This window comes from Achromobacter sp. UMC46 (assembly GCF_014170335.1).
GTDB lineage: Bacteria > Pseudomonadota > Gammaproteobacteria > Burkholderiales > Burkholderiaceae_B > Achromobacter.
Map to the genome: position 1 here is coordinate 18,293 of NZ_LZZS01000026.1, position 23,470 is coordinate 41,762.

At 65.8% G+C, this 23,470-nt stretch carries 16 protein-coding genes; 7 read left to right on the plus strand and 9 right to left on the minus strand.

The features are described from left to right. Window positions 1-20: 20 nt before the first annotated feature. The gene (gene smc / locus A9973_RS18430; protein WP_183015160.1) at window positions 21-3,554 is read right to left on the minus strand and encodes a chromosome segregation protein SMC; all 3,534 of its coding nucleotides are present in this window, start codon (window positions 3,552-3,554) and stop codon (window positions 21-23) included. A gap of 264 nt (window positions 3,555-3,818) precedes the next feature. Here smc and lplT point away from each other — a divergent pair, with 264 nt between their 5' ends. Further along, the gene (gene lplT / locus A9973_RS18435) at window positions 3,819-5,132 is read left to right on the plus strand and encodes a lysophospholipid transporter LplT (RefSeq protein WP_183015161.1); all 1,314 of its coding nucleotides are present in this window, start codon (window positions 3,819-3,821) and stop codon (window positions 5,130-5,132) included. An 89-nt stretch (window positions 5,133-5,221) separates the two neighbouring features. Here lplT and A9973_RS18440 read toward each other — a convergent pair whose 3' ends face one another. Continuing rightward, window positions 5,222-6,232: a uracil-DNA glycosylase gene (locus A9973_RS18440; RefSeq protein ID WP_183015162.1), complete on the minus strand. Its 1,011-nt coding sequence runs from the start codon at window positions 6,230-6,232 to the stop codon at window positions 5,222-5,224. Continuing rightward, on the minus strand, window positions 6,229-7,506 hold the full coding sequence (gene tsaB / locus A9973_RS18445; protein WP_183015163.1) for a tRNA (adenosine(37)-N6)-threonylcarbamoyltransferase complex dimerization subunit type 1 TsaB: 1,278 nt from the start codon (window positions 7,504-7,506) through the stop codon (window positions 6,229-6,231). The genes A9973_RS18440 and tsaB overlap by 4 nt, the downstream gene beginning before the upstream one ends. A gap of 131 nt (window positions 7,507-7,637) precedes the next feature. Here tsaB and ompR point away from each other — a divergent pair, with 131 nt between their 5' ends. From ompR to A9973_RS18465, 4 genes are all read left to right on the plus strand, one after another. Further along, window positions 7,638-8,372: a two-component system response regulator OmpR gene (ompR, locus tag A9973_RS18450; RefSeq protein WP_003813882.1), complete on the plus strand. Its 735-nt coding sequence runs from the start codon at window positions 7,638-7,640 to the stop codon at window positions 8,370-8,372. Between the two features lie 34 nt (window positions 8,373-8,406). After that, window positions 8,407-9,801, plus strand: a complete 1,395-nt coding sequence (locus A9973_RS18455) for an ATP-binding protein (protein WP_183015164.1) — start codon at window positions 8,407-8,409, stop codon at window positions 9,799-9,801. A 59-nt stretch (window positions 9,802-9,860) separates the two neighbouring features. After that, the gene (locus tag A9973_RS18460; protein WP_006217982.1) at window positions 9,861-10,409 is read left to right on the plus strand and encodes a peroxiredoxin; all 549 of its coding nucleotides are present in this window, start codon (window positions 9,861-9,863) and stop codon (window positions 10,407-10,409) included. A gap of 74 nt (window positions 10,410-10,483) precedes the next feature. After that, entirely contained in the window at window positions 10,484-11,002 is a 519-nt protein-coding gene (locus A9973_RS18465; protein ID WP_006223770.1) for a carboxymuconolactone decarboxylase family protein, read from the plus strand. Window positions 11,003-11,079: 77 nt separating this feature from the next. On the opposite strand, the gene A9973_RS18470 is transcribed toward A9973_RS18465, so the two are convergent. The 3 genes from A9973_RS18470 to ispD all read right to left on the minus strand — a co-directional run bounded on the left by A9973_RS18470 (window position 11,080) and on the right by ispD (window position 14,547). After that, the gene (locus A9973_RS18470) at window positions 11,080-13,131 is read right to left on the minus strand and encodes a DUF4344 domain-containing metallopeptidase (protein ID WP_183015165.1); all 2,052 of its coding nucleotides are present in this window, start codon (window positions 13,129-13,131) and stop codon (window positions 11,080-11,082) included. Window positions 13,132-13,375: 244 nt separating this feature from the next. Next, entirely contained in the window at window positions 13,376-13,867 is a 492-nt protein-coding gene (ispF, locus tag A9973_RS18475) for a 2-C-methyl-D-erythritol 2,4-cyclodiphosphate synthase (RefSeq protein WP_183015166.1), read from the minus strand. Beyond that, window positions 13,864-14,547 carry a 2-C-methyl-D-erythritol 4-phosphate cytidylyltransferase gene (gene ispD, locus A9973_RS18480; protein WP_183015167.1) on the minus strand — a complete coding sequence of 228 codons (684 nt, stop codon included), beginning with the start codon at window positions 14,545-14,547 and terminating at the stop codon, window positions 13,864-13,866. The genes ispF and ispD overlap by 4 nt, the downstream gene beginning before the upstream one ends. Window positions 14,548-14,576: 29 nt before the next feature. On the opposite strand from ispD, the gene mfd reads away from it, so the two are divergent. Further along, the gene (gene mfd / locus A9973_RS18485) at window positions 14,577-18,059 is read left to right on the plus strand and encodes a transcription-repair coupling factor (protein WP_183015168.1); all 3,483 of its coding nucleotides are present in this window, start codon (window positions 14,577-14,579) and stop codon (window positions 18,057-18,059) included. A 23-nt stretch (window positions 18,060-18,082) separates the two neighbouring features. Next, window positions 18,083-18,940: a phosphoserine phosphatase SerB gene (gene serB, locus A9973_RS18490; protein WP_183015169.1), complete on the plus strand. Its 858-nt coding sequence runs from the start codon at window positions 18,083-18,085 to the stop codon at window positions 18,938-18,940. An 85-nt stretch (window positions 18,941-19,025) separates the two neighbouring features. On the opposite strand, the gene A9973_RS18495 is transcribed toward serB, so the two are convergent. The 3 genes from A9973_RS18495 to nuoN all read right to left on the minus strand — a co-directional run bounded on the left by A9973_RS18495 (window position 19,026) and on the right by nuoN (window position 23,464). Then, complete coding sequence (locus A9973_RS18495) at window positions 19,026-21,293, minus strand: TonB-dependent siderophore receptor (protein WP_183015170.1); 2,268 nt, start codon at window positions 21,291-21,293, stop codon at window positions 19,026-19,028. Between the two features lie 343 nt (window positions 21,294-21,636). Beyond that, window positions 21,637-21,966: a DUF2818 family protein gene (locus A9973_RS18500; protein WP_183015171.1), complete on the minus strand. Its 330-nt coding sequence runs from the start codon at window positions 21,964-21,966 to the stop codon at window positions 21,637-21,639. Between the two features lie 13 nt (window positions 21,967-21,979). Next, window positions 21,980-23,464: an NADH-quinone oxidoreductase subunit NuoN gene (gene nuoN, locus A9973_RS18505; protein ID WP_183015172.1), complete on the minus strand. Its 1,485-nt coding sequence runs from the start codon at window positions 23,462-23,464 to the stop codon at window positions 21,980-21,982. Window positions 23,465-23,470: the final 6 nt, after the last annotated feature.

Sequence of the window (23,470 nt, forward strand, 5' to 3'; positions counted from 1 at the left end):
CGCCTTTCTAAATATTGGGTTTATGCCGCTTCGGAGGCCATCATTTGCACGGCCGAATCTATATCTACCGCAACGATACGCGAAACCCCTTGCTCTTGCATGGTTACCCCGATCAGTTGCTTGGCCATCTGCATGGCGATCTTGTTGTGCGAGATGAACAGGAACTGCGTCTGCTCGCTCATGCTGGCGACCAGGTTCGCGTAGCGTTCCGTGTTGGCGTCGTCCAGCGGCGCGTCCACCTCGTCCAGCAGGCAGAACGGCGCCGGGTTCAGCTTGAACAGCGCGAACACCAGCGCCGTCGCGGTCAGCGCTTTTTCGCCGCCCGACAGCAGGTGGATCGTGCTGTTGCGCTTGCCCGGAGGCTGCGCCATCACCTGCACGCCCGCGTCCAGGATTTCTTCGCCGGTCATGCTGAGCTTGGCCTCGCCCCCGCCGAACAGCTTGGGGAAGAGCTCGCCGAAGTGGCCGTTCACGACGTTGAACGTCTCTTGCAGCAGCTCGCGGGTTTCGCGGTCGATCTTGCGGATGGCGTCTTCCAGGGTCTCGATGGCGGTCATCAAGTCCTGGTTCTGCGAATCCAGGAAGCCCTTGCGTTCGCGCGACGTGTTCAGTTCGTCCAGCGCCGCCAGGTTGACCGAACCCAGCGATTCGATCTGGCGCGAGATGCGGCCCACTTCCTGCTGCAGCCAACTGGCGCGGCGCCATTCGTCAGGCGCGTTGGCCAAGTCCTGGGCCAGCGCCTCGCGGTCGACTTCGCGCGCGTTCAACTGTTCCGTGAACTGCTCTTCGGCCAGGCGGGCAGCCTGTTCCTGCAACTGCAATTCCATGATGCGCGTCCGGCGCGGTTCCAGCGTCTGCTCTTGCTGCTGCCGGTCTTCGTCGGCCCCGCGCAGCAAGGCCGCCAGGTTTTCCATTTCCTGGCGCGCGCGCGACAGCGCTTCCTCGCGTTCGGCGCGGGCTTCCAGGGCGTCCTGCAAGCCGGCCTGGGACGCGGAGGCGTCCAGCTCGACCAGATCGCCCATCAGCTGTTCCAGCTCGACCGAGCCGCGCTGGCTCTGGTCGGCGGCCAATTGCTGATTGCGCTGCAGGTCGGTGATGCGGACCTGGATGCCGCGCTCGGCGAATTCGGCTTCCTGGGCGGCGCGCTCCAGCTCGCGCAGGCGCGTGCGGGCCGCTTCGGCCTGGGCCGCCAGCGTTTCGCCGTCGATCTCGGCGTCGGCGAACCGGGACTGGTGTTCGGCCAGCTCTTCGTCCAGGGTCTCGAAGCGCGCTTCCGCCTCTTCGCGGGTGGCGCGCAGGTCTTCTTCCTGGACCTTGATTTCTTCCAGGTCCTGCCGCAGGCGCGACGCGCGTTCGCCGGATTGCTCGGCCTGCTGCTGCAGCCGCGAGTGTTCCAGCTGGATGTCGTGCACCCGGCGCGTTACCTCGGCCACGCGCGTGCGCGCCGGCGCGATGGCCTGGGACACCTGCTGCCAGGCGGCTTCGGCGCGGGCGACCGCGGCGCGCGCCTGGTCGGCGATCAGTTGCTGGGCCTTGATCTCGCGCTGCAGGTTCTCGATTTCCTGCTGGCGGGCCAAGAGGCCGGCCTGTTCGGAGTCCGGAGCGTAGAAGCGCACGCTGTGCGCGTCGATCAGATGACCGGCCTTGACCACGCAAGCGCTGCCGGCCGGCAAGGTCGCCCGCATGGCCAGGGCCTGCGTCACGTCGGTGGCGGTGTAGATACCGGCCAGCCAGTCGTTCAGGAGCGTGCGCAGGTCGGGATCGGTGATGCGCAGCAGGCTGGCCAGCGGCGTCAGTCCGGCAGACGCGGCCGGCGCGGGCGCCGCGGCGGGCAGCTGGTAGAACGCCAGGCGGGCCGGCGGCGCGTCTTCGGCGAAGGCGCGGGCCCAGTCCAGGTTGCGCACTTCCATCGACGCCATGCGTTCGCGCAGCGCCGATTCCAGGGCGGTTTCCCAGCCCGGCTCCACATGCAGCTTCTGCCACAGGCGCGACAGGCCGGCGAGCTCGTGCTTGGCCAGCCAGGGCTCAAGCGCCCCCTGCTTCTGCACGTCTTCCTGCAATTTCACCAGCGCCGACAGGCGGGCTTCCAGGCGCGCCAGGTTCTGCGCGTCGGTCTGGGCGGCGGCCTGGGCGCGGCTGCGTTCGGCATCGGCTTCGGGCACGCGGCCTTCCAGCGTGGCCAATTCTTCCTGGGCTTCTTCCAGCTGGTCTTCGCCCGCCAGGCGGTCGCCGGCCAGTTGCTCCAGGCGCACCGGGTCCGGCGCGTGCAGTTCGCGCAGTTCCTGCTGCAGGCGCTCGCGACGCTGCTCCAGGACCTGCATCTGGCGGTCGGCATCGCGCTGGGTCTGGGCGACCAGGGCCAGGTTCTGTTCGACGCGGGCCAGGGCGGCGCGCATTTCGTCGCGGCCGGATGCGGCTTCGCGCACGCGCTGCTCGACGGAAGGCAGGCCCGCCTGAGCGTCTTCAGCGGTGGCGCGCGCCTCTTCGGTGCGGGCGGCAGCGGTGGCCAGGTCGTCTTCGGCCTGGGCGATCTGTTCGGTGCAGTGCTCGCGCTGGCTGGTCCATTCCGCGATCTGCTGCTGCAACTGGTCGCGGCGCGACTGCAGGCGGTTGCGGGAGTCCACCACGTGGCGGATTTCGGCCTCCAGGCGGCTGACCTGGGCATTGGCCTCGTACAGCCCGCCCTGGGCGGTGTGGACCGCGTCGCTGGCGGCGTAATGGGCCTGGCGCCGGGATTCCAGCGCCGCTTCGCCCGCCCGCAGGCCGGCGATGGCGGCTTCGAGCTCGTTCTGGGCCTGCGCCATTTCCTGGACTTTCTTGGCGCGCTCTTCGCGGGCGCCGGTTTCCTTCAGGAACCACAGCGCATGCTGCTTCTTTTCGCCGTCGGCCTGGAGTTCGCGGTAGCGCGTGGCCACTTCGGCCTGCGCTTCCAGCTTTTCCAGCTGGCTGTTCAGTTCACGCAGGATGTCTTCGACGCGGGTCAGGTTCTCGCGCGTGTCGGACAGGCGGTTTTCGGTCTCGCGGCGGCGTTCCTTGTAGCGCGACACGCCGGCCGCTTCTTCCAGGAAAACCCGCAGTTCTTCAGGGCGCGCCTCGATCAGGCGGTTGATCATGCCCTGGCCGATGATGGCGTAGCCCCGCGCGCCCAGGCCGGTGCCCAGGAAGATGTCGTGGATGTCGCGGCGGCGGACCTGCTGGTTGTTGACGAAATAGCTGCTGGTGCCGTCCCGGGTCAGCACGCGGCGCACGGCGATTTCGGCGTAGGTGCTCCATTGGCCAGCGGCGCGCCCTTCGCTGTTGTCGAACACCATTTCCACCGACGCCCGGGCAGCCGGCTTGCGGTGGCCGGAGCCGTTGAAGATGACGTCCTGCATGGACTCGCCGCGCAGCTCGGAGGCCTTGGCCTCGCCCAGCACCCAGCGTACTGCGTCAATGATGTTCGATTTCCCGCAACCGTTGGGACCCACCACGCCGACCAGTTGGCTGGGCACGGGGATCACGGTGGGATCAACGAAGGACTTGAAGCCGGCGAGTTTTAGCTGAGTGAGACGCACAGTACGATGACGACGGGGTGGGTTGAACGAAAGGCGTTAACGGACCTGCCGCATAGATTGCAAACCGGCCCTTCAAGGGCCGGCTCACATATGGGTCGTATGATACCGCAGGCAGTCTGTCCCCAAACGTCAGCAACGGTCAACCCGCGGGCAAACGCTCAATAGCGCGCATCCGCGCTCCGGCTATACTCCCTGACACTTTTTGGCACGACACATAATTTTCACGCGGACCGGCCGGGCACAGGCCAAAGAACGGGGACATTCTTGAAACGTGGTTTCTATCTGGTCATGGCCGCGCAGGCCTTCTCGTCATTGGCGGACAATGCGCTGTTCATCGCAGCGATCGCCTTGATACAGGAACTGCATGGCCCCGACTGGTTGGCGCCCATGATGAAGTGGTCCTTCGCGCTGGCCTACGTGGTGCTGGCAGCCTTTGTCGGCGCCCTGGCGGACTCCTTTCCCAAGGGCCGGGTGATGTTCTCCACCAATGCCCTGAAAGTCGCCGGCTGCCTGCTGATGTTCTCGTACGCCAGCATCGGCGTCGCCCCCGAATACCAGACGTACCTGGTCTGCGCGGCCTACGCCGTCGTGGGCATCGGCGCCGCCGCGTACTCGCCGGCCAAGTACGGCATCGTCACGGAAATGCTGCCGCCCCACATGCTGGTCAAGGGCAATAGCTGGATCGAAGGCCTGACGGTCTTCTCCATCATCCTCGGCACGGTGCTGGGCGGCCTGCTGATCTCGTCCTCGGTCTCCACCGCGCTCCTCAGCCATTCGTTCATCGGCAGCCTGGTGCACACGCCCGCCGAAGCGGCCATCCTCGTGATCGCCTTCGTGTATCTGCTGGCAGCGCTGTGCAACCTGTTGATTCCGCGCACCCACGTGCGCTATCCGCCGCAGCAAAAGAACCCGGTCCGGCTGATCCGCACGTTCTGGGGCTATGTCTGCGTGCTTTGGCGCGACAAGCTCGGCCAGATCTCGCTGGCCGTCACCACCCTGTTCTGGGGCGCCGGCGCGACCCTCCAGCTGATCGTCATCGAATGGGGCCGCAGCCACCTGGGCTATCAGTTGGACAAGGCGTCGATGCTGATGGGCGTGGCCGCGCTGGGCACGGTGGTCGGCTCGATCCTGGCGGGCCGCATTCCGCTGCGCCGCGCGCTGGCCGTGCTGCCGGTCGGCGCCGCCATGGGGCTGGTCGTGCTGCTGATGCCGCTGGTCTACTCGCCCTGGAGCGTATACCTGCTGCTGCTGATCACGGGCGGCCTGGCCGGATTCTTCGTCGTCCCGATGAACGCCCTGCTGCAACACCGCGGCCACGTGCTGCTGTCGGCCGGCCATTCCATCGCCGTGCAGAACTTCAACGAACAGCTCAACATCCTGCTGATGGTGGCGATGTACACGCTGCTGCTGTGGCTGCAACTGCCGATCAACATCATCATCGTCATCTTCGGCACCGTCGTCGCCGTGCTGATGGTCGTGTTCATGCGCTGGAGCAAGCGCAACATGCTGGCCAACCCCGATCTGCATGACCAGATCGGCCAGGAAGGCCACGGCCGCGCGCTGGACTCCACGCACTAGGCGACCGGCGCCCAAGCGATTGATCTTCCAAAGAAAACCGGGCTTTCGCCCGGTTTTTCCTTATCTGGACACGCCGTTGCCGCTGGCGGTCAAGCCTTGCGGGACGCCAGCTTCAAGTCCTGCCAGGCCCGCGCCTTCTCGGACGGGCTGCGCAGCAGATAGGCCGGGTGGTAGCTGACGATGACCGGGATCTCGGCGCCCTCGTCCGTCTTCAGCGAATGGACGCGGCCGCGCAGGCTGCCGATCGTGGCGTCCGTGCCCAGCAGCGTCTGCGCCGCGAAACGGCCCAGCACCAGGATGCGCTCGGGCTTCAGCAAGGCGATCTGCCGCATCAGGTACGGGCTGCAGGCGGCGATCTCTTCGGGCTTGGGGTTGCGGTTGCCCGGCGGGCGGCACTTGATCACGTTCGTGATGAACACGTCGGCGTCGCGGCTCATGCCCACGGCGGCCAGCATCGCGTCCAGCAATTGACCGGAGCGGCCCACGAAGGGGTGGCCCTGGCGGTCCTCTTGTTCGCCCGGGGCTTCGCCCACGACCAGCCAGCGGGTGGGGGTGGCGCCCTGGCCGAACACGGCGTGGCGCCGCCCGTCGCACAAGCCGCAGGCGGTGCAGGCCACGACTTGCTCGCGCAGCTCGTCCAGGTTGGCGTTCTTGACGGCTTCGGCCACCGGGATGCGCGGCGCTTCGGCGGCCTCGTCCTCGGCTGCCTTGGGCGCCGGGCGCGGTGGCGGACCGGTGCGGTTCAGGATGGATGCCGGAATGCCGGGGCGTCCGTTCGCGCGTGTGGACGCGACGGCGGCCCCCACTGCTGGCGGGCTGCCGGCGGCGGCAACCGGCACGGCGGGAGCCGGGGCCGTGGACGGCGCCACCGAAGGCGCCACATGCACCGGCGCGGCCTCTGCCGCGGCCATGACCGGCGCCGGCTCGGGAGCCGAAACCGGTTTGGAAACAGGGACTTGCGGCACGACGACGGGACGTGCCGCAGCGGGCGCCGGGCGCATCCACAGGCGTTCCATGCCGATTTCCCGCAGCCAGATGCGCTGCAGGGGATTGACGCGGGGAGCGGCCGGCTTGGGGGCAGCGGTGGTCGGCAAGGTCATGCCGCTTCCTCCGCCACGGCCGCAAACCGCTTCTGCATGACGATCGCGTCTTCGCGGGCCCCGTTGGCGGCCGGGTAATACCCCCGGCGCACGCCGATCTGCAGATAGCCGTGGCGTTGATAGAAGCCGACGGCCGACGCGTTGGACGGGCGCACTTCAAGCAACACGCCTTCCAGTCCGCGCTGGCGCGCCTGCTGCTCGCACCAGTCGAGCAGCACGCCGCCCAGGCCCTGGCGATGCAGGTCCTTGGCCACGGCGATCACCAGCAGGTGTGCCACGTCGGGCGCGAACATCAGAATGCAGAAACCCGCCACCTTGCCTTCGCGGCGCAGCACCCAGGCGCCATACCCGGCCGCCAGCGCATCCGCGAAATTGCCGCGCGTCCAGGGAAAGGCCTGCACATGGGCTTCCAGCGCGACGACCTCGTCCAGGTCGGCCTCGGTGAGCGGCTGCGGAATCAAGGGCACCTGAGGGGCCTGGGGCGCCAGCGACGGCTGCGCCTTGGGATTGCCGCCTTCGCCGCGCATGCGCTCGGCGGTGGTGAACGCCACCTTGTCGCGCACGTACAGCGGCGCGGCCTGTTCGGGCGGCAGGGCCTCGCCGCGCAGCCAACCCTGGCGCGCCAGCCGCGCCACGCTGGCGGCTTCGGGCCGTTGCGCGTCGGCGGCGCGGCGCCAGGCGGCGGGGTGCGCCATATCGGCCGCATAGGCGTCCCAGGCGTCGCCGGCCAATACCAGGCTCAGGTCCTGTCCGGCCTGGGCCGACCACGCGGGAAGATAATGTGCGGTCCAGGGCACGACTTCGGCCGCCGCGATCAGCAGCGGCGCCTGCAGGGTTTCCCAGCCGGGCTCCCCGTCAGGCGCGGCCACCGGACGGTAGACCGCCAGGTAGACCTCATGCATGCGGGCGTCCAGGGCCACGACGATGGCGTCGGACGGGGAAGCCTGCCCCACCTGGGCGGCGACCGCCTGGTGCGACACCACCGGCAGCACCGGTATGCCCAGGCCCAGTCCCATACCCTGGGCCACGCCGCAAGCCACTCGCAGCCCCGTAAAGCCCCCAGGGCCCTGGCCGAACGCCACCGCGTCCAGCGCGGACGGCGCCAGGCCTGACGCTGCCAGCAGTTCGTTGGCCATGGGCAGAAGCCGTTCGGCGTGCTCCTGGGACCCCTCGTGTTCCCGGGTACTGACCTCCAGACGGCCATCGACCGCCCGCAATAGGGCCACCCCACAACGGGACGAAGACGTTTCCAAAGCCAGCAGGTTTAGTTCCATAGATGCAGATTGTACGAAATACGGCGGCTTTGCCCCCGGTTGTAAGGGGGATTTCAACCATGGTTCGCAATGTGTAATATCTTGTGAACGCCCACTAGCCGCTGGTTCTCGTCACTGTTACATTTCCGGCCATGAATACGCAAAACACCACCCCCACCCGAAAAATCCTCGTCGTCGACGATGATCCGCGCTTGCGCGATTTGCTGCGCCGGTATTTGTCCGAGCAGGGATTCAACGTTTTCGTTGCCGAAGACGCCAAAGAGATGGGCAAACTCTGGCAACGCGAGCATTTCGACCTGCTCGTGCTGGATCTGATGCTGCCCGGTGAAGATGGCCTGTCCATCTGTCGCCGGCTGCGCGGTGGCCACGACAATACCCCCATCATCATGCTCACGGCCAAAGCGGAAGAGATCGACCGCATCGTGGGCCTGGAGATGGGCGCGGACGACTACCTGTCCAAACCGTTCAATCCCCGGGAACTGCTGGCACGGATCAACGCGATCCTGCGCCGCCGCGGCACCGAGGAGCATCCCGGCGCCCCCAGCCAGGAAAACGAATCCATCGCCTTCGGCCCCTACGTGCTCAACCTGTCCACCCGTACGCTCACGCGCAACGGCGAACAGGTGCCGATCACCACGGGTGAATTCTCGGTGCTCAAGGTGTTTGCGCGCCATCCGAAGATTCCCCTGTCCCGCGACAAGCTCATGGAACTGGCGCGCGGCCGCGAATACGAAGCCTTCGATCGCAGCCTCGACGTCCAGATCTCGCGCCTGCGCAAATTGATCGAACCCAATCCGTCCAAGCCCGTGTTCATCCAGACCGTTTGGGGTCTTGGATACGTGTTTGTGCCGGACGGTGGTAGCTGATCGGCTCGCCCGCCCCGGGCAGGAGCGCAGCCTCGTGCCCCGCTTGCGCAGAACCTTCAGGAACCTGACATCACGTTTGCGGCTCGGCTTGTTCGGCCGCACGTTCCTGCTGCTTGCCGCGCTGATGCTCGTCAGCCTGGGCGCGTGGCTACAAGTCTTTTTCAGCATGGAGCTGGGACCGCGCGCCAATCAAATGGCGCAGCGGGTGATCACGGCCGTCAATATCACACGCACGGCGCTGATCTACTCGCATAACGGCGAACGCAGCAAGCTCCTGCTGGACCTGGCGACCAACGAAGGCATCCAGGTCTATCCGCGCGAAGTCACCGACTTCGCCGAAGCCCTCCCCGACGACGATTACTGGCAACGCGTTGCCCAGCACATCCGCACGCGCTTCGGCCCGGAAACGCAGATTGCCTGGGGCGTGAACCAGGTGCCGGGCTTCTGGGTCAGCTTCCAGATAGAAAAAGACCTGTACTGGCTGGTGTTCGAGCGCGAGCAGATCGGGTTGACGGGCGGGATCGAATGGCTGGGCTGGGGCGCCACGGCGTTGCTGCTTTCCCTTGTCGGGGCGGCGGTCTCGGTGGGCTTCGTCAACCGGCCCCTGTCGCGGCTGGCCCGGGCGGCGCAAGTGCTGTCGCGCGGCGAGACGCCTGCCGCCCTGCCCGAGCAAGGGCCGCTGGAAATCCGCGACTTGAACGCCTCGTTCAACCGGATGGCCAAAGACCTGCGGCAGGCCGAGGCCGACCGGGAACTGATGCTGGCGGGGATTTCGCACGATTTGCGAACGCCGCTTGCCCGCATGCGGCTTGAGATCGAGCTGAGCGGCGTGTCGGAAGACGCCCGCCAGGCCATCGACGAAGACCTGGGCCAGATCGACCACAGCATCGGCCAGCTGATGGAGTACGCGCGCCCGGCGGGCACGCTGCCGCAACTGGCGACCGACATCTCGGCCGTCCTGGCCGAACTCTACGAACGCGAGCGCAGCCACACGGCCTCGCTGGGCGGAGAGCTCGATGCCTCGATCGAGCCGGGGCTGCGCGCCCGGATCACCGCGCTGGACTTGAAGCGCGTGGTCAGCAACCTGATCGAGAACGCCCGCCGCTACGGACGCTCCAGCGACGGCATGGCGCATCTGGTCATGACGCTGCAAGCTGAAGGCGGCATGATCGTGATCGAGGTGGCGGACCGCGGTCCCGGCATCGCGCCTGAAGACGTGGACCGCCTGCTGCGGCCGTTCTCGCGCGGCGAGGCGGCGCGCACCGGCGTCAGCGGCGCGGGCCTGGGCCTGGCGATCGTGGAACGCCTGCTCAAGCACGTGGGCGGATCGCTGCGGATGCTTCCCCGAGAGGGCGGCGGACTGACCGCAAGGATAGAGTTGCCCAAAGCCAAGTTTAGGAATTATCAATTAGACAACGATAATCCATAGCGTAGAATTTATGCTTTAAGGCACAGCCTTATTTCCACCAACAACTACTGGGAGTACACATGAAAACTGTTGGCGACAAACTCGAGCCCTTCAAGGTCACCGGCGTCAAGCCCGGCTTCAACCAGCACGAAGAAAATGGCGTGTCGGCGTTTGAAGACATCACCGAAAGCTCGTTCCCCGGCAAGTGGAAGGTGATCTATTTCTACCCGAAAGACTTCACGTTCGTGTGCCCGACCGAAATCGTCGGCTTCAACAAGCTGGCCAAGGATTTCGAAGACCGCGACGCTGTCCTGCTGGGCGGCTCGACCGACAACGAATTCGTCAAGCTGGCATGGCGCCGTGAGCACCCGGACCTGAACAAGCTGGGCCACTACCAATTCGGCGACACCACCGGTGCCCTGATCGACCAACTGGGCGTCCGTGAAAAGGGTGCTGGCGTTGCCCTGCGCGCCACGTTCATCGTTGATCCGGACAACACGATCCAGCACGTTTCGGTGAACAACCTGAACGTCGGCCGTAACCCGGAAGAAGTTCTGCGTCTGCTCGACGGTCTGCAAACCGACGAGCTGTGCCCGTGCAACCGTACGGTTGGCGGCGCCACGCTGTAATTTCCAGCCCGGCAACGGGCCTGCTTGCAGGCCCCGAGCCGGGCTTTAATTGCGCTAGATTATAGGTAAAAACTATGGAATTTCTTACTACCATTAAGGAACAGCTCCCGGATTGGGCCAAGGACATCCGCCTGAATCTGGACGCCGTGATTGCCCGTTCGACGCTCGCCCCTGAAGACGCCGTCGGTGCCGCCCTGTCCGCCGCTTATGCCGCGCGCAGCCCGGTGCTGGTGGAAGCCTTCAAGAGCGGTCTGTCGGAAGGCGACGCCAATGCCGCCCTGACCGCCTCGGCGCTCATGGGCATGAACAACACCTGGTACCCCTACGTCGAAATGACCGGCGACGCCAACCTGAAGAGCCTGCCGGCCCAGTTGCGCATGAACGCCTACGCCACCCACGGCGGCGTGGAAAAGAAGCGCTTTGAACTGTTCGCGCTGGTGGCCTCGATCATCGGCAAGTGCCATTTCTGCGTGGCCTCGCACTATGAAAACCTGAAGAACGACGGCCTGTCGACCGAACAATTGCGCGACGCCGGCCGTATCGCCGCCGTGGTGAACGCCGCCGCCCTGGCGCTGGCCGCCCAAGGCAAGTAAGCGAGCCCGTCTCGACGGGCAACAAAAAACCCGCCTGCTCGCACAGGCGGGTTTTTTCGTGCGAACCGGCACGGGCCTTATTTCTTCGCCATGTCCGCCGTGGTGGGCAAGCCGTTGGCGACCCAGGCTTCGACGCCGCCGCGGTACCAAAAGGCGGACCAGCCGAGCGACCCGGCGCGCAACGCCGCGTTGTACGACGAACGGTCGTTCATGCTGGCGCCCACGAACACGACCGCCGCGCGGCGATTGTTGTTCGCCTTTTTCAGCAACCAGGCATCCAGGGCGCCTTGCAACTGGTCCGTGACGCTGCCATCCGAGCCCGCATCGGCCAGAGGATAGGCGATGGGCAGCGTGTCGCGCAGCCCGCTGGTGTCGACGATGAGCAGATTGTTGTCGTTCTTGATCATGCCGACCAGGTCGCCGGTCGTGATCAGCTTGGCGCGATTGATCTGGTTCGGCGTCGGACCCTTATACGGTGAGGGGAACAGCAGGAACGTGGCAGGCACGCCCATATCCTTGAGTTCGTCGATGGCGCTGGGCGGCATGCCCTGCCCCGGCGGCGCCTGCCGGGGCTGCTGCTGCGGCTGCTGCTGCGGTTGTTGGGAGGGAGCCTTGCCGCCGCCTGCGGCCACGGCTTCCCCGCCCACCGTGCCCATTTCGATGTCGGAGATCATCACCGCAATGTTCTCGATCAGCTCATAGCACATGGTGATCGAGCCTTCGCGCGGGCTGTACCAGGCGTTGAGCGTGTCGCAGTCTTTGAACACCACGTTCACCGGCCGGGGCAGCACATAGGTCTGCCCAAGCAGCTTGATGTTGGCCGAAATCGAGTCCGACAGGGCCGTGGCGAACAGGTTGCCGATCTTGCGCTTGGACGGCTCGAACACCACGTTGACCGGCGCACCGGGCGCGTTGGCGGGCTGCTGGCCGTCGGGCGACCAGGTGCCCACGCGGGTGTGCGGCGCCAGGATCCTGCGCCAGGCGCGGTTCTGCTTGTTGAATTCGTCGGCGCAACGCGCCTTGGTCCGGTCTTCCAGGCCCACGTGTTTGGCGACCGATTCGAACACGGCCGGATTGCCGCCATACATGATGCACAGCATGTTGCGAAAGCGCTTGAGGTCGCCCGTGTGCTCGTCCTGCCAGGCCGACGTTTCGGACGCCCCGCGCTTTTCCGCCAGCTTGCCGCTGTAGTACCACTGCAAGGCGGCGTAAGTCGCGGCGTCGCGCGCCATGGTGTTCGAGTCCTCGTCGGGCGACGGATACATCGTCGGCTCGACAATCTGCAAGGCGGCGTAGATATCCACCGCGTCTTCTTCGGCGCCCGTGGAGGGCAATTCCAGTTCGCCGATCAACGCATGGCCGAACTCATGCATGAAAATACTGCGCATGATGCCGACGTACACCGACACGATACGCATGGTGTCGCCGCCAAAACGCGGATACGGGCCGGCGCCGGCCAAGCCGGAGCCGCCCGAACTGTTGGGAGCCGGGGCCGCAACGGGCGGCTGCGTACTCTGCGGCGCGCTGGCGCCGCCACCGGCGCCACCCCCACGCGGAGGCAAGCCGGCAGGTTGCGGAGCCGGCGCGCCAGCGCCAGTGCGCGGGGGCAAGCCGCCGCCTGGTTGCGCAGGCGCCCCCTGCCGGGGCGCCAGGTCGGTATTGATCGAAAAGTCCGCTATGCCGAACGTGCCCACGTCGTACGCCATGATGCCGATATCGCCGCCCACGGCGGAAGAATCCGTCACGTCGCCGATGATCTTGCCGTTCACGATGAACCGGGCTGCGCCCGGCAACTCGACCACCTTGATGCGGTCCGAGCCATCCAGCTTGGCAAGGTTGGGAACCGTGGCGATATCGCGACGTTTCTGGCCTTCAAGACAGAACAGGATGGTGTTCTTGTCAGCGGTGATCTCGATCAGGCACAAGCCCTTCTTCGCGGGATTGCTCAGCGCCACGCCAATGGACGCCTTCGGATTCTGCGAATTGACGACCACATTCACATCGGTCACGCGCCCCTGCTCAGGAGCCGGTCCGACCGGAAGGTAAAGCGTTTGTTCACTGCCGGGGGTCGCCGCGTTGCGCAACGTGAACCAGCCATCCTGCACGGCGGCGGTCCAGCCTTGGAGCATTTGCTTGCCGACGACGCCTGCCAGGGGTCCCAGCTGTTGTTCAAACGCTGCGTGCGCAGGTGAACCCACCGCAACGAGGACCGAAAACAGGGCGACGCCACGTAAACGCATCTGGATTTCTCTATGTAGGCAGATTGAGGTAGCGCAGAATATTCCAGATCAATTTGACCTGCTTATTTATTTGTTAAAGATGTATAGCAAAGTAAATGCAATGGAATTTCATTGCATTTACTTCGGAACATTGTCAGGTTTGCGCGCGGGCCAGCAGGGCCACGACGGTAGCCGCGATGCCTTCCTTGCGGCCCAGATAACCCAAGCCTTCGTTCGTCTTGGCCTTGATGTTGATCTCGGTCTCTGCCAGCCCGAGGTCAGCGGCGATGTTCGTCACCATGGCCGGCGCATGCGGGCCGATCTTGGGCGCCTGCGCATGCAGGGTGGCGTCGATGTTGACCGGAATCCAGCCCGCGCCGCGCACCCGCGCCATCGCCTCGCGCAGCAACACGCGGCTGTCCGCGCCCTTGAAAGCCGGATCGGTATCCGGAAAGTGCCGTCCGATGTCGCCCAGGCCGGCCGCGCCCAGCAGCGCGTCGGTGATCGCGTGCAGCAGCACGTCCGCATCGGAATGCCCCAGCAGCCCGTGCGTGTGCGGGATCGTGACCCCGCCGATGATCAGCGGGCGGCCTGCGACCAGCGCGTGCACGTCAAAGCCCTGCCCGACGCGAAAAGGAATGCTCATAGCCATTTTTCCATCAGTTCGAAATCATCCGGCCACGTCACCTTGAAATTGCGCAAGGCGCCCGGGACCAATAGCGGCGCATACCCGGCCGCCTCAAGGGCCGAAGCCTCGTCGGTGACGGTCACGCCATTCACGCAGGCCGCCGTCAGCGCATCGCGCAGCACGCCGGCCCGAAACATCTGCGGCGTCTGCGCCAGCCACAAGCCATTGCGGTCCAGCGTGCGCTCCACCCGCTCGTGCCCGCCCTTTACCGTATCGGCCACGGGCAAGGCCAGCAGGCCGCCCACCGGGTCGGCCAGGCAGGCGTCGATCAGGCGGCGCAGCGCGGCTTCCGGCAGGCCGGGACGAGCCGCGTCATGGACCAGCACCCAGGCATCGTCGGCCACCCCGCTGTCGGCCAGCGCACCGGCGACGGTGTCGGCCCGGGTCGCGCCGCCGCAGGCCCGCCATACCGTCCGGGGCAGGCCGGCCAGCGCCGCGTCCACCCAGCCGTCGCCCGGCGTCACGGCAACGCGCACCTGGGACACCCGGTCGTCGGCCAGCAGGGCGCGCACCGCGTGGCGCAGCATGGGCTGTCCGGCCAATGGACGATATTGTTTGGGCACGGGCTGCGCGCCAGGCTGGCTGGCGCGGGCGCCGACACCCGCGGCGGGAACGATCGCAATGATTGAGTCAGACATGGTGCGGTGATTTTATAATCTTCCGCTTGATGCCTGCTTCTACCCTGATGCCCACCCCCAATTCCTCCGCCACCGCCGCGCCGCCCGTCCCGGCGACTGCCCCTACCCTGTCCGCGCTGAAACCCGGCGCGCGCTATGCGCAGCCCCGCCCGCCGGGCTCGGGAGACGCCTGGCTGCTGGCGGACCTGGCACGGCAAGCGTCCGCGCCGCTGGTCATCCTGACGGCCGAGCCGCTGGAGGCCCAGCGGCTGGCGGAAGAGATCCAGCTGTTCGCCCCGGACCTGCGCGTGCGCCAGCTGCCCGATTGGGAAACGCTGCCCTATGACGCGTTTTCACCACACCAGGACCTGATCTCCCAGCGCCTGCACACGCTGCACTCGCTGATGATGAAGACGGTGGACGTGCTGACGGTGCCGATCACCACCGCGCTGTACCGGCTGGCGCCGCCTTCGTTCCTGGCCGCCTACACGTTCTCGTTCAAGCAGAAAGACAAGCTGAACGAAGCCGCCCTGCGCGCGCAACTGACCCTGGCCAACTACAACCACGTCACCCAGGTGACCGCGCCGGGCGAGTTCTGCCTGCGCGGCGGGCTGATCGACCTGTTCCCCATGGGGTCCGCCGTGCCCTACCGGCTGGACCTGTTCGACGACGAGATCGAGACCATCCGCAGCTTCGACGTGGACACGCAGCGCAGCTTGTACCCGGTGCGCGAAGTCCAGTTGCTGCCGGGCCGCGAATTCCCGATGGACGAAGATTCGCGGACCCGTTTCCGCGCGCGCTTCCGCGAGATCTTCGAAGGCGACCCATCGCGCGCCCTGCCCTACAAGGACATCGGCAACGGCATCCCGTTTGCCGGCGTCGAATACTACCTGCCGCTCTTCTTCGAGGAAACGGCGACGCTCTTCGATTACCTGACGGCCGGGACGGTCACCGTCACGGTCGGCGACATCGACGACGCGATCCAGCGCTTCAATCACGACACGTCCAGCCGCTATGGCTTCTTGAAGAGCGACCGCGAGCGCCCGGTGCTGCCGCCGTCCGCGCTGTTCCTGGACAGCGAAACGCTCTATACCCGGCTGAAGGAGTTCCGCCGCCTGTCGCTGGCCGCCGGCGAGCCGCACCCCGACTTCCTCGCCGTGCCCGACGTCAGCGTGGCGCGCCGTTCCGACGACCCGATCGCCAAGCTGCGCGCGCTGGTGCAGACGCGCCACACCCGCGTGCTGCTGTGCGCGGACTCCGCCGGCCGCCGCGAAACCCTGGTGCAGATGCTGAACGAGTTCGGCGTCACGCCCGACGCGCAGCCGGACACCATCGAAGCCTTCCTGGCGTCCGACGCGAACTTCGGGGTCGTGGCCGCCCCGCTGGCCATCGGCTTCCAGCTGCCGCAGGCCAACCTGGCCTTCCTGACCGAAAACGACCTGTACCCCGGCCTGGCCTCGACCGGCCGGCGCGGCAAGCGCTCCCAGGAACGCGCCAGCAACGTCGAAGCCATGGTGCGCGACCTGTCCGAACTGCGCGCCGGCGACCCCGTCGTCCATGCGCAGCACGGCATCGGCCGCTACCACGGCCTCGTCAACATGGACATGGGCGAAGGCGAGATGGAATTCCTCCATCTTGAATACGCCAACGGCAGCACCTTGTACGTGCCGGTGTCGCAGCTGCACGTGATCGCCCGCTACAGCGGCGCCGATCCGGAAGCCGCGCCGCTGCACCAATTGGGCTCCGGCCAATGGGACAAGGCGCGCCGCAAGGCTGCCCGCCAGGTGCGCGACACCGCGGCCGAGCTGCTGGCGCTGTACGCGCAGCGCGCCGCCCGCGAAGGCTTTGCCTTCAATCTGCCGCTGAACGACTACCAGGCCTTCGCCGAAGGCTTCGGCTTCGAAGAGACCCCCGACCAGGCCGCCGCCATCGAAGCCGTCCTGGCGGACATGACGTCTGGCCGCCCCATGGACCGGCTGGTCTGCGGCGACGTGGGCTTCGGCAAGACCGAAGTGGCGTTGCGCGCGGCCTTCCTGGCGGTGGCCAACGGCAAGCAGGTCGCCCTGCTGTGCCCCACCACCCTGCTGGCCGAACAGCACGCCCAGACCTTCTCGGACCGTTTCGCCGACTGGCCGGTGCGCGTCGTGGAACTGTCGCGCTTCCGCTCGGCCAAGGAAGTGGCGGCGGCCATCGAAGGCATCAACGACGGGCGCGTCGACATCGTCATCGGCACGCACAAGATCCTGTCCAAAGATGTGAAGTTCAAACGCCTGGGACTGGTCATCATCGACGAAGAGCACCGCTTCGGCGTGCGCCAGAAGGAAGCGCTGAAGGCGCTGCGCGCCGAAGTCGACGTGCTGACGCTGACCGCCACGCCCATCCCGCGCACGCTCGGCATGTCCCTGGAAGGCATCCGCGACTTCTCCGTCATCGCCACCGCGCCGCAAAAGCGCCTGGCGATCAAGACCTTCGTGCGCCGCGAAGACGGCAGTACGCTGCGCGAGGCGCTGCTGCGCGAACTCAAGCGCGGCGGCCAGTGCTACTTCCTGCACAACGAAGTCGAGACCATCCACAATCGCCGCGCCCGCCTGGAAGAGCTGGTGCCGGAAGCCCGCATCGCGGTCGCCCACGGCCAGATGCCCGAGCGCGAACTGGAACAGGTGATGAAGGGCTTCTACCAGCAGCGCTACAACGTGCTGCTGTGCACCACCATCATCGAGACCGGCATCGACGTGCCCAGCGCCAACACCATCGTGATCCACCGCGCCGACCGCTTCGGGCTGGCGCAGCTGCACCAGTTGCGCGGCCGCGTGGGGCGTTCGCACCACCAGGCCTACGCCTACCTGCTGACGCCTGGCGAAGACGCCATCACGGCCAACGCCAAAAAGCGCCTGGAAGCGATTCAAGCCATGGAAGAGCTGGGCTCGGGCTTCTACCTGGCCATGCACGACCTGGAAATCCGGGGCACGGGCGAAGTGCTGGGCGACTCGCAATCGGGCAACATCCAGGAAGTGGGCTTCTCGATGTACAACGAGATGCTCAACGAGGCCGTACGCGCCCTGCGCGCGGGCGAAGAACCCGACCTGGACGCGCCCTTCAACCTGGCCTGCGAAGTCAACCTGCATGCGCCCGCGCTGCTGCCTTCGGACTACTGCGCCGACGTGCATGCACGCCTGGGCATCTACAAGCGCCTGGCCCACGCCGCCGATGAAGACGACCTGATCCACATCCAGGAAGAACTGATCGACCGTTTCGGCAAACTGCCCGAAGCCGCGCAGACGCTGCTGACCACGCATCGCCTGCGCCTGGCCGCGCAACCGCTGGGCATCGTCAAGATCGACGCCAGCGAAACGCAGGCCCTGATGCAATTCGGCCCCAAGACCACGGTCGATCCGGGCCGGATCATTGAACTTGTGCAACGCCAACGCAACATCAAACTGGCCGGACAGGATAAATTGCGGATTGAGATCAAGGCCGCGCAGATCGCCGCCCGCGCCGACGCCGTGCGCGTCGTGCTGCGCGCCTTGAAGTGAACCCCGCCAACCTTCGCAACTTTATGACTACCCATCACCTTGTCGTCCAATCTCCCGGCCTGACCATCGAACACGCGGAACAGCTGGCCGCCCTGGCCCAGGCCCAGGGCGTGGCGCGCATCAGCAACACCGCCGCCCGTCTGCTGGACGTGCAGCACGACACCCTGACCCGCGCCGAAGTCGTGGCCTGGGCCGACCGCAACGGCGTGGACGTGGCCTTCCTGCCCGCCGGCCTGAAGCTGTCGCAATGCAAGGTGCTGGCGATGGACATGGATTCCACGCTGATCAATATCGAGTGCATCGACGAGATCGCGGGCGTGGTGGGCGTGAAAGACAAGGTGTCCGAGATCACCGAAGCCGCCATGCGCGGCGAGATCAAGGACTTCGCCGAAAGCCTGCGCCGCCGGGTCGCGCTGCTCAAGGGCGTGCCGGCCGAGGCGCTTGAACAGGTCTATGTGGAAAAGCTGCGCCTGAACCCGGGCGCGGAACGCCTGATCAGCACGGTCCAGGCGGCCGGCATCAAGGTGCTGCTGGTCTCGGGCGGATTCACCTTCTTCACCGACCGCCTGCGCGAACGCCTGAAGCTCGACAGCGCGCACGCCAACACGCTGGAGATCGACAACGGCCTGTTGACCGGCCAAGTGGTCGGCGACATCCTGGACGCCTCGGCCAAGGCCGTCTACCTGCGGGAATTCGCCCGCGCGCATGGCGCCACGAAAGACCAGATCATCGCAATGGGCGACGGCGCCAACGACCTGCTGATGCTGGGCGCAGCCGGCTTCCCGGTCGCCTACCACGCCAAGCCGCTGGTGCGCGAGCAGACCCGCTTCGCCTTGAACGTGACAGGCCTGGACGGCGTGTTGAACTGGTTCGAAAGCTGACCGGCCGCGGACATCGCCGCCGGCCGAAAAAGGCCACCCCAAAAAAAAGCCACCTTGCGGTGGCTTTTTGCTTTGCGGCGCCGGCTCAGTAGCGCATGTTCACGCTGAGGATCGCCGAGCGGCCCGGAGCGATGTTGGCGTAGTGCGCCGGATAGGCCTTGTCGTAATACGTCTTGTCGAACAGGTTGAAGACGTTCAGCTGCAGATTCCAGTTCTTGTTGAAGCGGTAGCCGGCCATGGCGTCAAAGCGCCAGTACGATGGGATGTAGGTCGTGTTCGTCGTGTTGCCGTACTGCTTGCCGACGTAATAGGCGCCTCCGCCCATGGTGAAGTCGGGTGTCACAGCGTAGGTCGACCACAAGCTGAAGCTGTTCTCGGGCGTATTCGGGAAATCGTTGCCTTCATCCGCGCCGGAGCCATCCTTCAGCTTGCTCTTCATGAACGTATAGCCGCCGAAGACCTGCCACTTGGGCGTGATGCTGCCCGAGAAGCCCAGTTCCAGCCCGTTCACTTCCTTCTTGCCCGCCATGGCGTAGGTGTTGTCCGGCAGGGTCACGCGCGCATTCGTCGTTTCGGTCCGGAACAGGGCCGCCGTCAACGTTACGCGACGATCCAGCACGTCCCACTTGGTGCCGATTTCATAGGTCTTGTTCTTTTCGGGCGCCAGGTCGGCCACGTTCGCGCCGACGCCGCCGCGTCCCGGGGCCAGGCCGTTGCCGGCGCCTTCGCCCAAGTCGGCGTTGGACGGCGTGGACGACGTCGCGTACGACACGTAGACCGCGCCATTGTCCGCGGGCTTGTACACCAGGCCCAGCTGGTAGTTGAACAGCGTATCGTCGCGGCGCACCACGGCGTTGTTGGCCGCCTTGTTGTTGGTGAACTTGGTCGAGTAGTCATCCATGCGGATGCCGGCGCTTGCCTGCCACTGCGGGTTGAACTCGACGGTGTCGAAGGCGTAGATCGACTTGGTGATCGTCCGCGAACGGGTGGGATCGCCCACGCGGTCGCCGTCCAGCGTGTTGACCCACGGATCATGCGGATTCGGGTCGTACAGGCTCGTGCAGTTGTAGCGCGACGCGGCCCCCAGGTTGTTGCACGCATTGTTCACGCCCGGCGTGCCCGACCCGCGGTTGACGGCGATCGAGTCCTTCTTGCCTTCTTCCTTCGAGAACTCCATGCCGACGTTGAAGCTGTGCTTCAACGTGCCAGTTTCGAACTTGCCGACCAGTTCCGTCTGGTTGGCCATGCTGTCGACACGGCTGGCGCGGGTGTTCGCGCGGCGCCACACGCGGCCGTTCAAGACGTTGCCCTGGCTGTCGTCCGGTTGCGTCCAGACGTAGTCCTGCGTGGAGTACGTGTAGCGCGTCATGTTGCGCAGCGTCAGCTTGTCCGAGAAGTCGTGCTCGAAGCCGATGGTGCCCATGTCGGACGAGGTCTTGCGGTAATCGCTGTCCAGGCCATAGAAATTATTGCGGTTGACGCTGGCCGGGCCCGTTTGCGTGACGCCCATGTAGCTGCCGTCGCGCTTGACCTTGGTGCTGGGGTACGCATAGGGGATGCCGCTGTCGGGCAGATCATCCGACTGCATGTGGTAGTAGCTCAGCGTGATGCGGGTCGGCGTATTGACGCCGAACGTAATCGTGGGCGCGACGCCCCAGCGGCTGTTGTTGACCTGGTCCCGGCCTGCCACGTCGGCATCGTGATACATGGCGTTCAGGCGGAAGGCCGTCTTGTCGCCCAGCATCCAATTGCTGTCGATGGTGGCGCGGTAGTAGTTGTCCGTGCCAAGGCCCAGGGTGGCCGCGGTGAAATCTTCCGCCTTGGCCGTCTTGCTGATCAGGTTGATGCTGCCGCCTGCGCCGCCACGGCCACCGTACACGCTATCGGAGCCCTTGATGACTTCGATCTGCTCCAGGTTGAACACTTCGCGCGAGGTCGCGCCGATATCGCGCATGCCGTCCACGTAGGTGCTGGCCTGGGCGTCATAGCCGCGGATGATCGGGCGGTCGCCCAGCGGGTTGCCGCCCTCGCCGGCGCCGAAGGTAATGCCGGGCGAGTTGCGCAGCGCTTCCGTCAGGGTCGAGGCCGCCTGGTTCTGGATCACTTCCTGCGGAATGACCTGCACCGACTTGGGCGTATCCAGCAACGGCGCGGTGAACTTCCTGGAAGCCGAATCCTTCACGTCATAGGTCGAGAGCGTATCGCCCTGCACCTGGACGGGCGCGAGTTGCGTCACGCCCTGGCCTGAGGACTGCGCATGCGCGGCGGGTGCCAGGAACAGCGCCGGGGTCGCCAGCACGGCCGCCAGCGATCCACTCAGCGAGGTAACGGCAAAGGTGTCTTCGGACTTCACAGCTTTCTCCAGAACATAAATGACAACGATTCTTGTTTTTTTACCGGTTGCGATTCTGAGCCTGGCCGCTGAATGAAACCTGAATGAAAGCTATCTGCGCTGCGTATTCTTAAAAAAACAACACTTGTTAAGGTAATTTTCGTTATAAATAACGCTTTATAGCGAAAGTTGGCGCCGCCGGACGAGCGCCGCCACGCCGCCACCGGACCGCCGATACGGAATTCATCGATGCCCGGGTAACGGCCTGGACGGCCCGTCACGCGCCGCAACCCGGGACATGGCACATTTCACGGACACAAAAGAAAAACGCCCCTGACGGGGCGTTTGGCGGCTTGGCGGACCATCAGGTGCGTAGGACCGGGTGCCGTTTGAACAAGTAGCGGTACACGAAGCCTGGATAGGCCAATACCAGGTACAGGCTCAGGGTGATCGCATAGAACTCCCAGGTCTGGGCAAAGCGGTTGCCCAGCGTGGACTCGAACGCGAAACCCAGCGCGCCGACGATGGCGTAGAACACCAGCACTTCGACCAGGCGCAGCCAGAACGGCTTGACCGCGGCCACCCCGTCCTGCTTCCAGGGCAGGACGGCGAACACCCGTTCCGTCAGGAACGGGAGGTTCGCGCTGACAAGCGCCAGCGCGATCAACAGCCATACCGCCAGTGTCTGGTTCATGGCCGGTATCCGCTTACAGGCTCAGCGACGAACGGATCGCCTGAACGCACAGCGCCATCAGGCCGCCCGGAAGCAGGCCCAGCACCAGCATCATGGCGCCGTTGACCGACAGCAGGCCGCGCTGGCCGCACGTGGCGGCGATCGGGGCGGCGTCCGCCGCCGGTTCGTCGAAATACACGACCTTGACGACACGCAGGTAGTAGAACGCGCCGATCAGCGAGAACAGCACCGCGATCACGGCCAGCGTCACGTGGCCGGCGCTGATCAGCGCTTGCAGCACGGCCAGCTTGGCGTAGAAGCCCACCAGCGGCGGAATGCCGGCCAAGGAGAACATCAGCAGCAGCACGATGGCGGCATGCCACGGGCTGCGGCGGTTCAGGCCCTTCAGGTCGTCGATGTGCTCGCACTCGAAACCCTGGCGCGACAGCAGCAGCACGATGCCGAAGCTGGCCAGCGTGGTCAGCACGTAGGTCAGCATGTAGAACAGCGACGCGCCGTAGGCGGCGGACGACAGTTCCGGCTTGCCCGCGACCGAACCCGACATCAGGCCCAGCAGCACGAAGCCCATGTGAGAGATGGTCGAGTACGCCAGCATGCGCTTGAAGTTGGTCTGCGCGATGGCGGTCAGGTTGCCGATGGCCAGCGACAGCACGGCCAGGATCATCAGCATCGGCTGCCAGTCGGCGGCCAGGCCATGCAGGCCGTCCACCAGCAGGCGCAGCGTGATGGCGAAGGCCGCCAGCTTGGGCGCGCCGCCCAGGATCAGCGTGACCGCGGTCGGCGAACCCTGGTAGACGTCCGGCACCCACATATGGAACGGAACCGCGCCCAGCTTGAACGCCAGGCCCGACACCAGGAACACGATGCCGAACACCAGCGCCATCTTCTCGGCCTTGCCGGCGGCGATGACCTTGGAGATCTCGGCCAGGTCCAGGTGGCCCGTCGAGCCGTAGACCATCGACATGCCGTACAGCAGGAAGCCCGAGGCCAGCGCGCCCAGCACGAAGTACTTCATGGCGGCTTCGGTGGCGACGACGTCGTCGCGGCGCAGCGCGATCAGCGCGTACAGCGCCAACGACATCAGTTCCAGGCCCAGGTAGATCGAGATCAGGTTCCCGGAGGAGATCATGACCATCTGGCCCAGCAGGGCGAACAGCGTCAGCACGTAGAGTTCGCCGCCCTTGAGCATGTCGCGGACCTGCGCATACACGCGGCCGTAGACCAGGGTGGCGCCCACGGCGATATAGGACGCGATCTTCAGCAGGTGCGACAGTTCGTCGGTGACGTACAGACCGTGGAACGTCGCGCCCGCGACGCCGTTTTTCCATTGAACGGCCGACACGACGGTCAGCACGCCCAAGGCCAGCAGGGTCAGCAGGAACGTCGGCTTGCGCTCAGGGTGATTGCTGACCGCGTCGACGAGCAGGATAGCCAGGCCGAAAACCAGCAGAAGGATTTCCGGTGTCGCCAGGGCGAAATCGATTTGGGATTGCATCATTGTCTT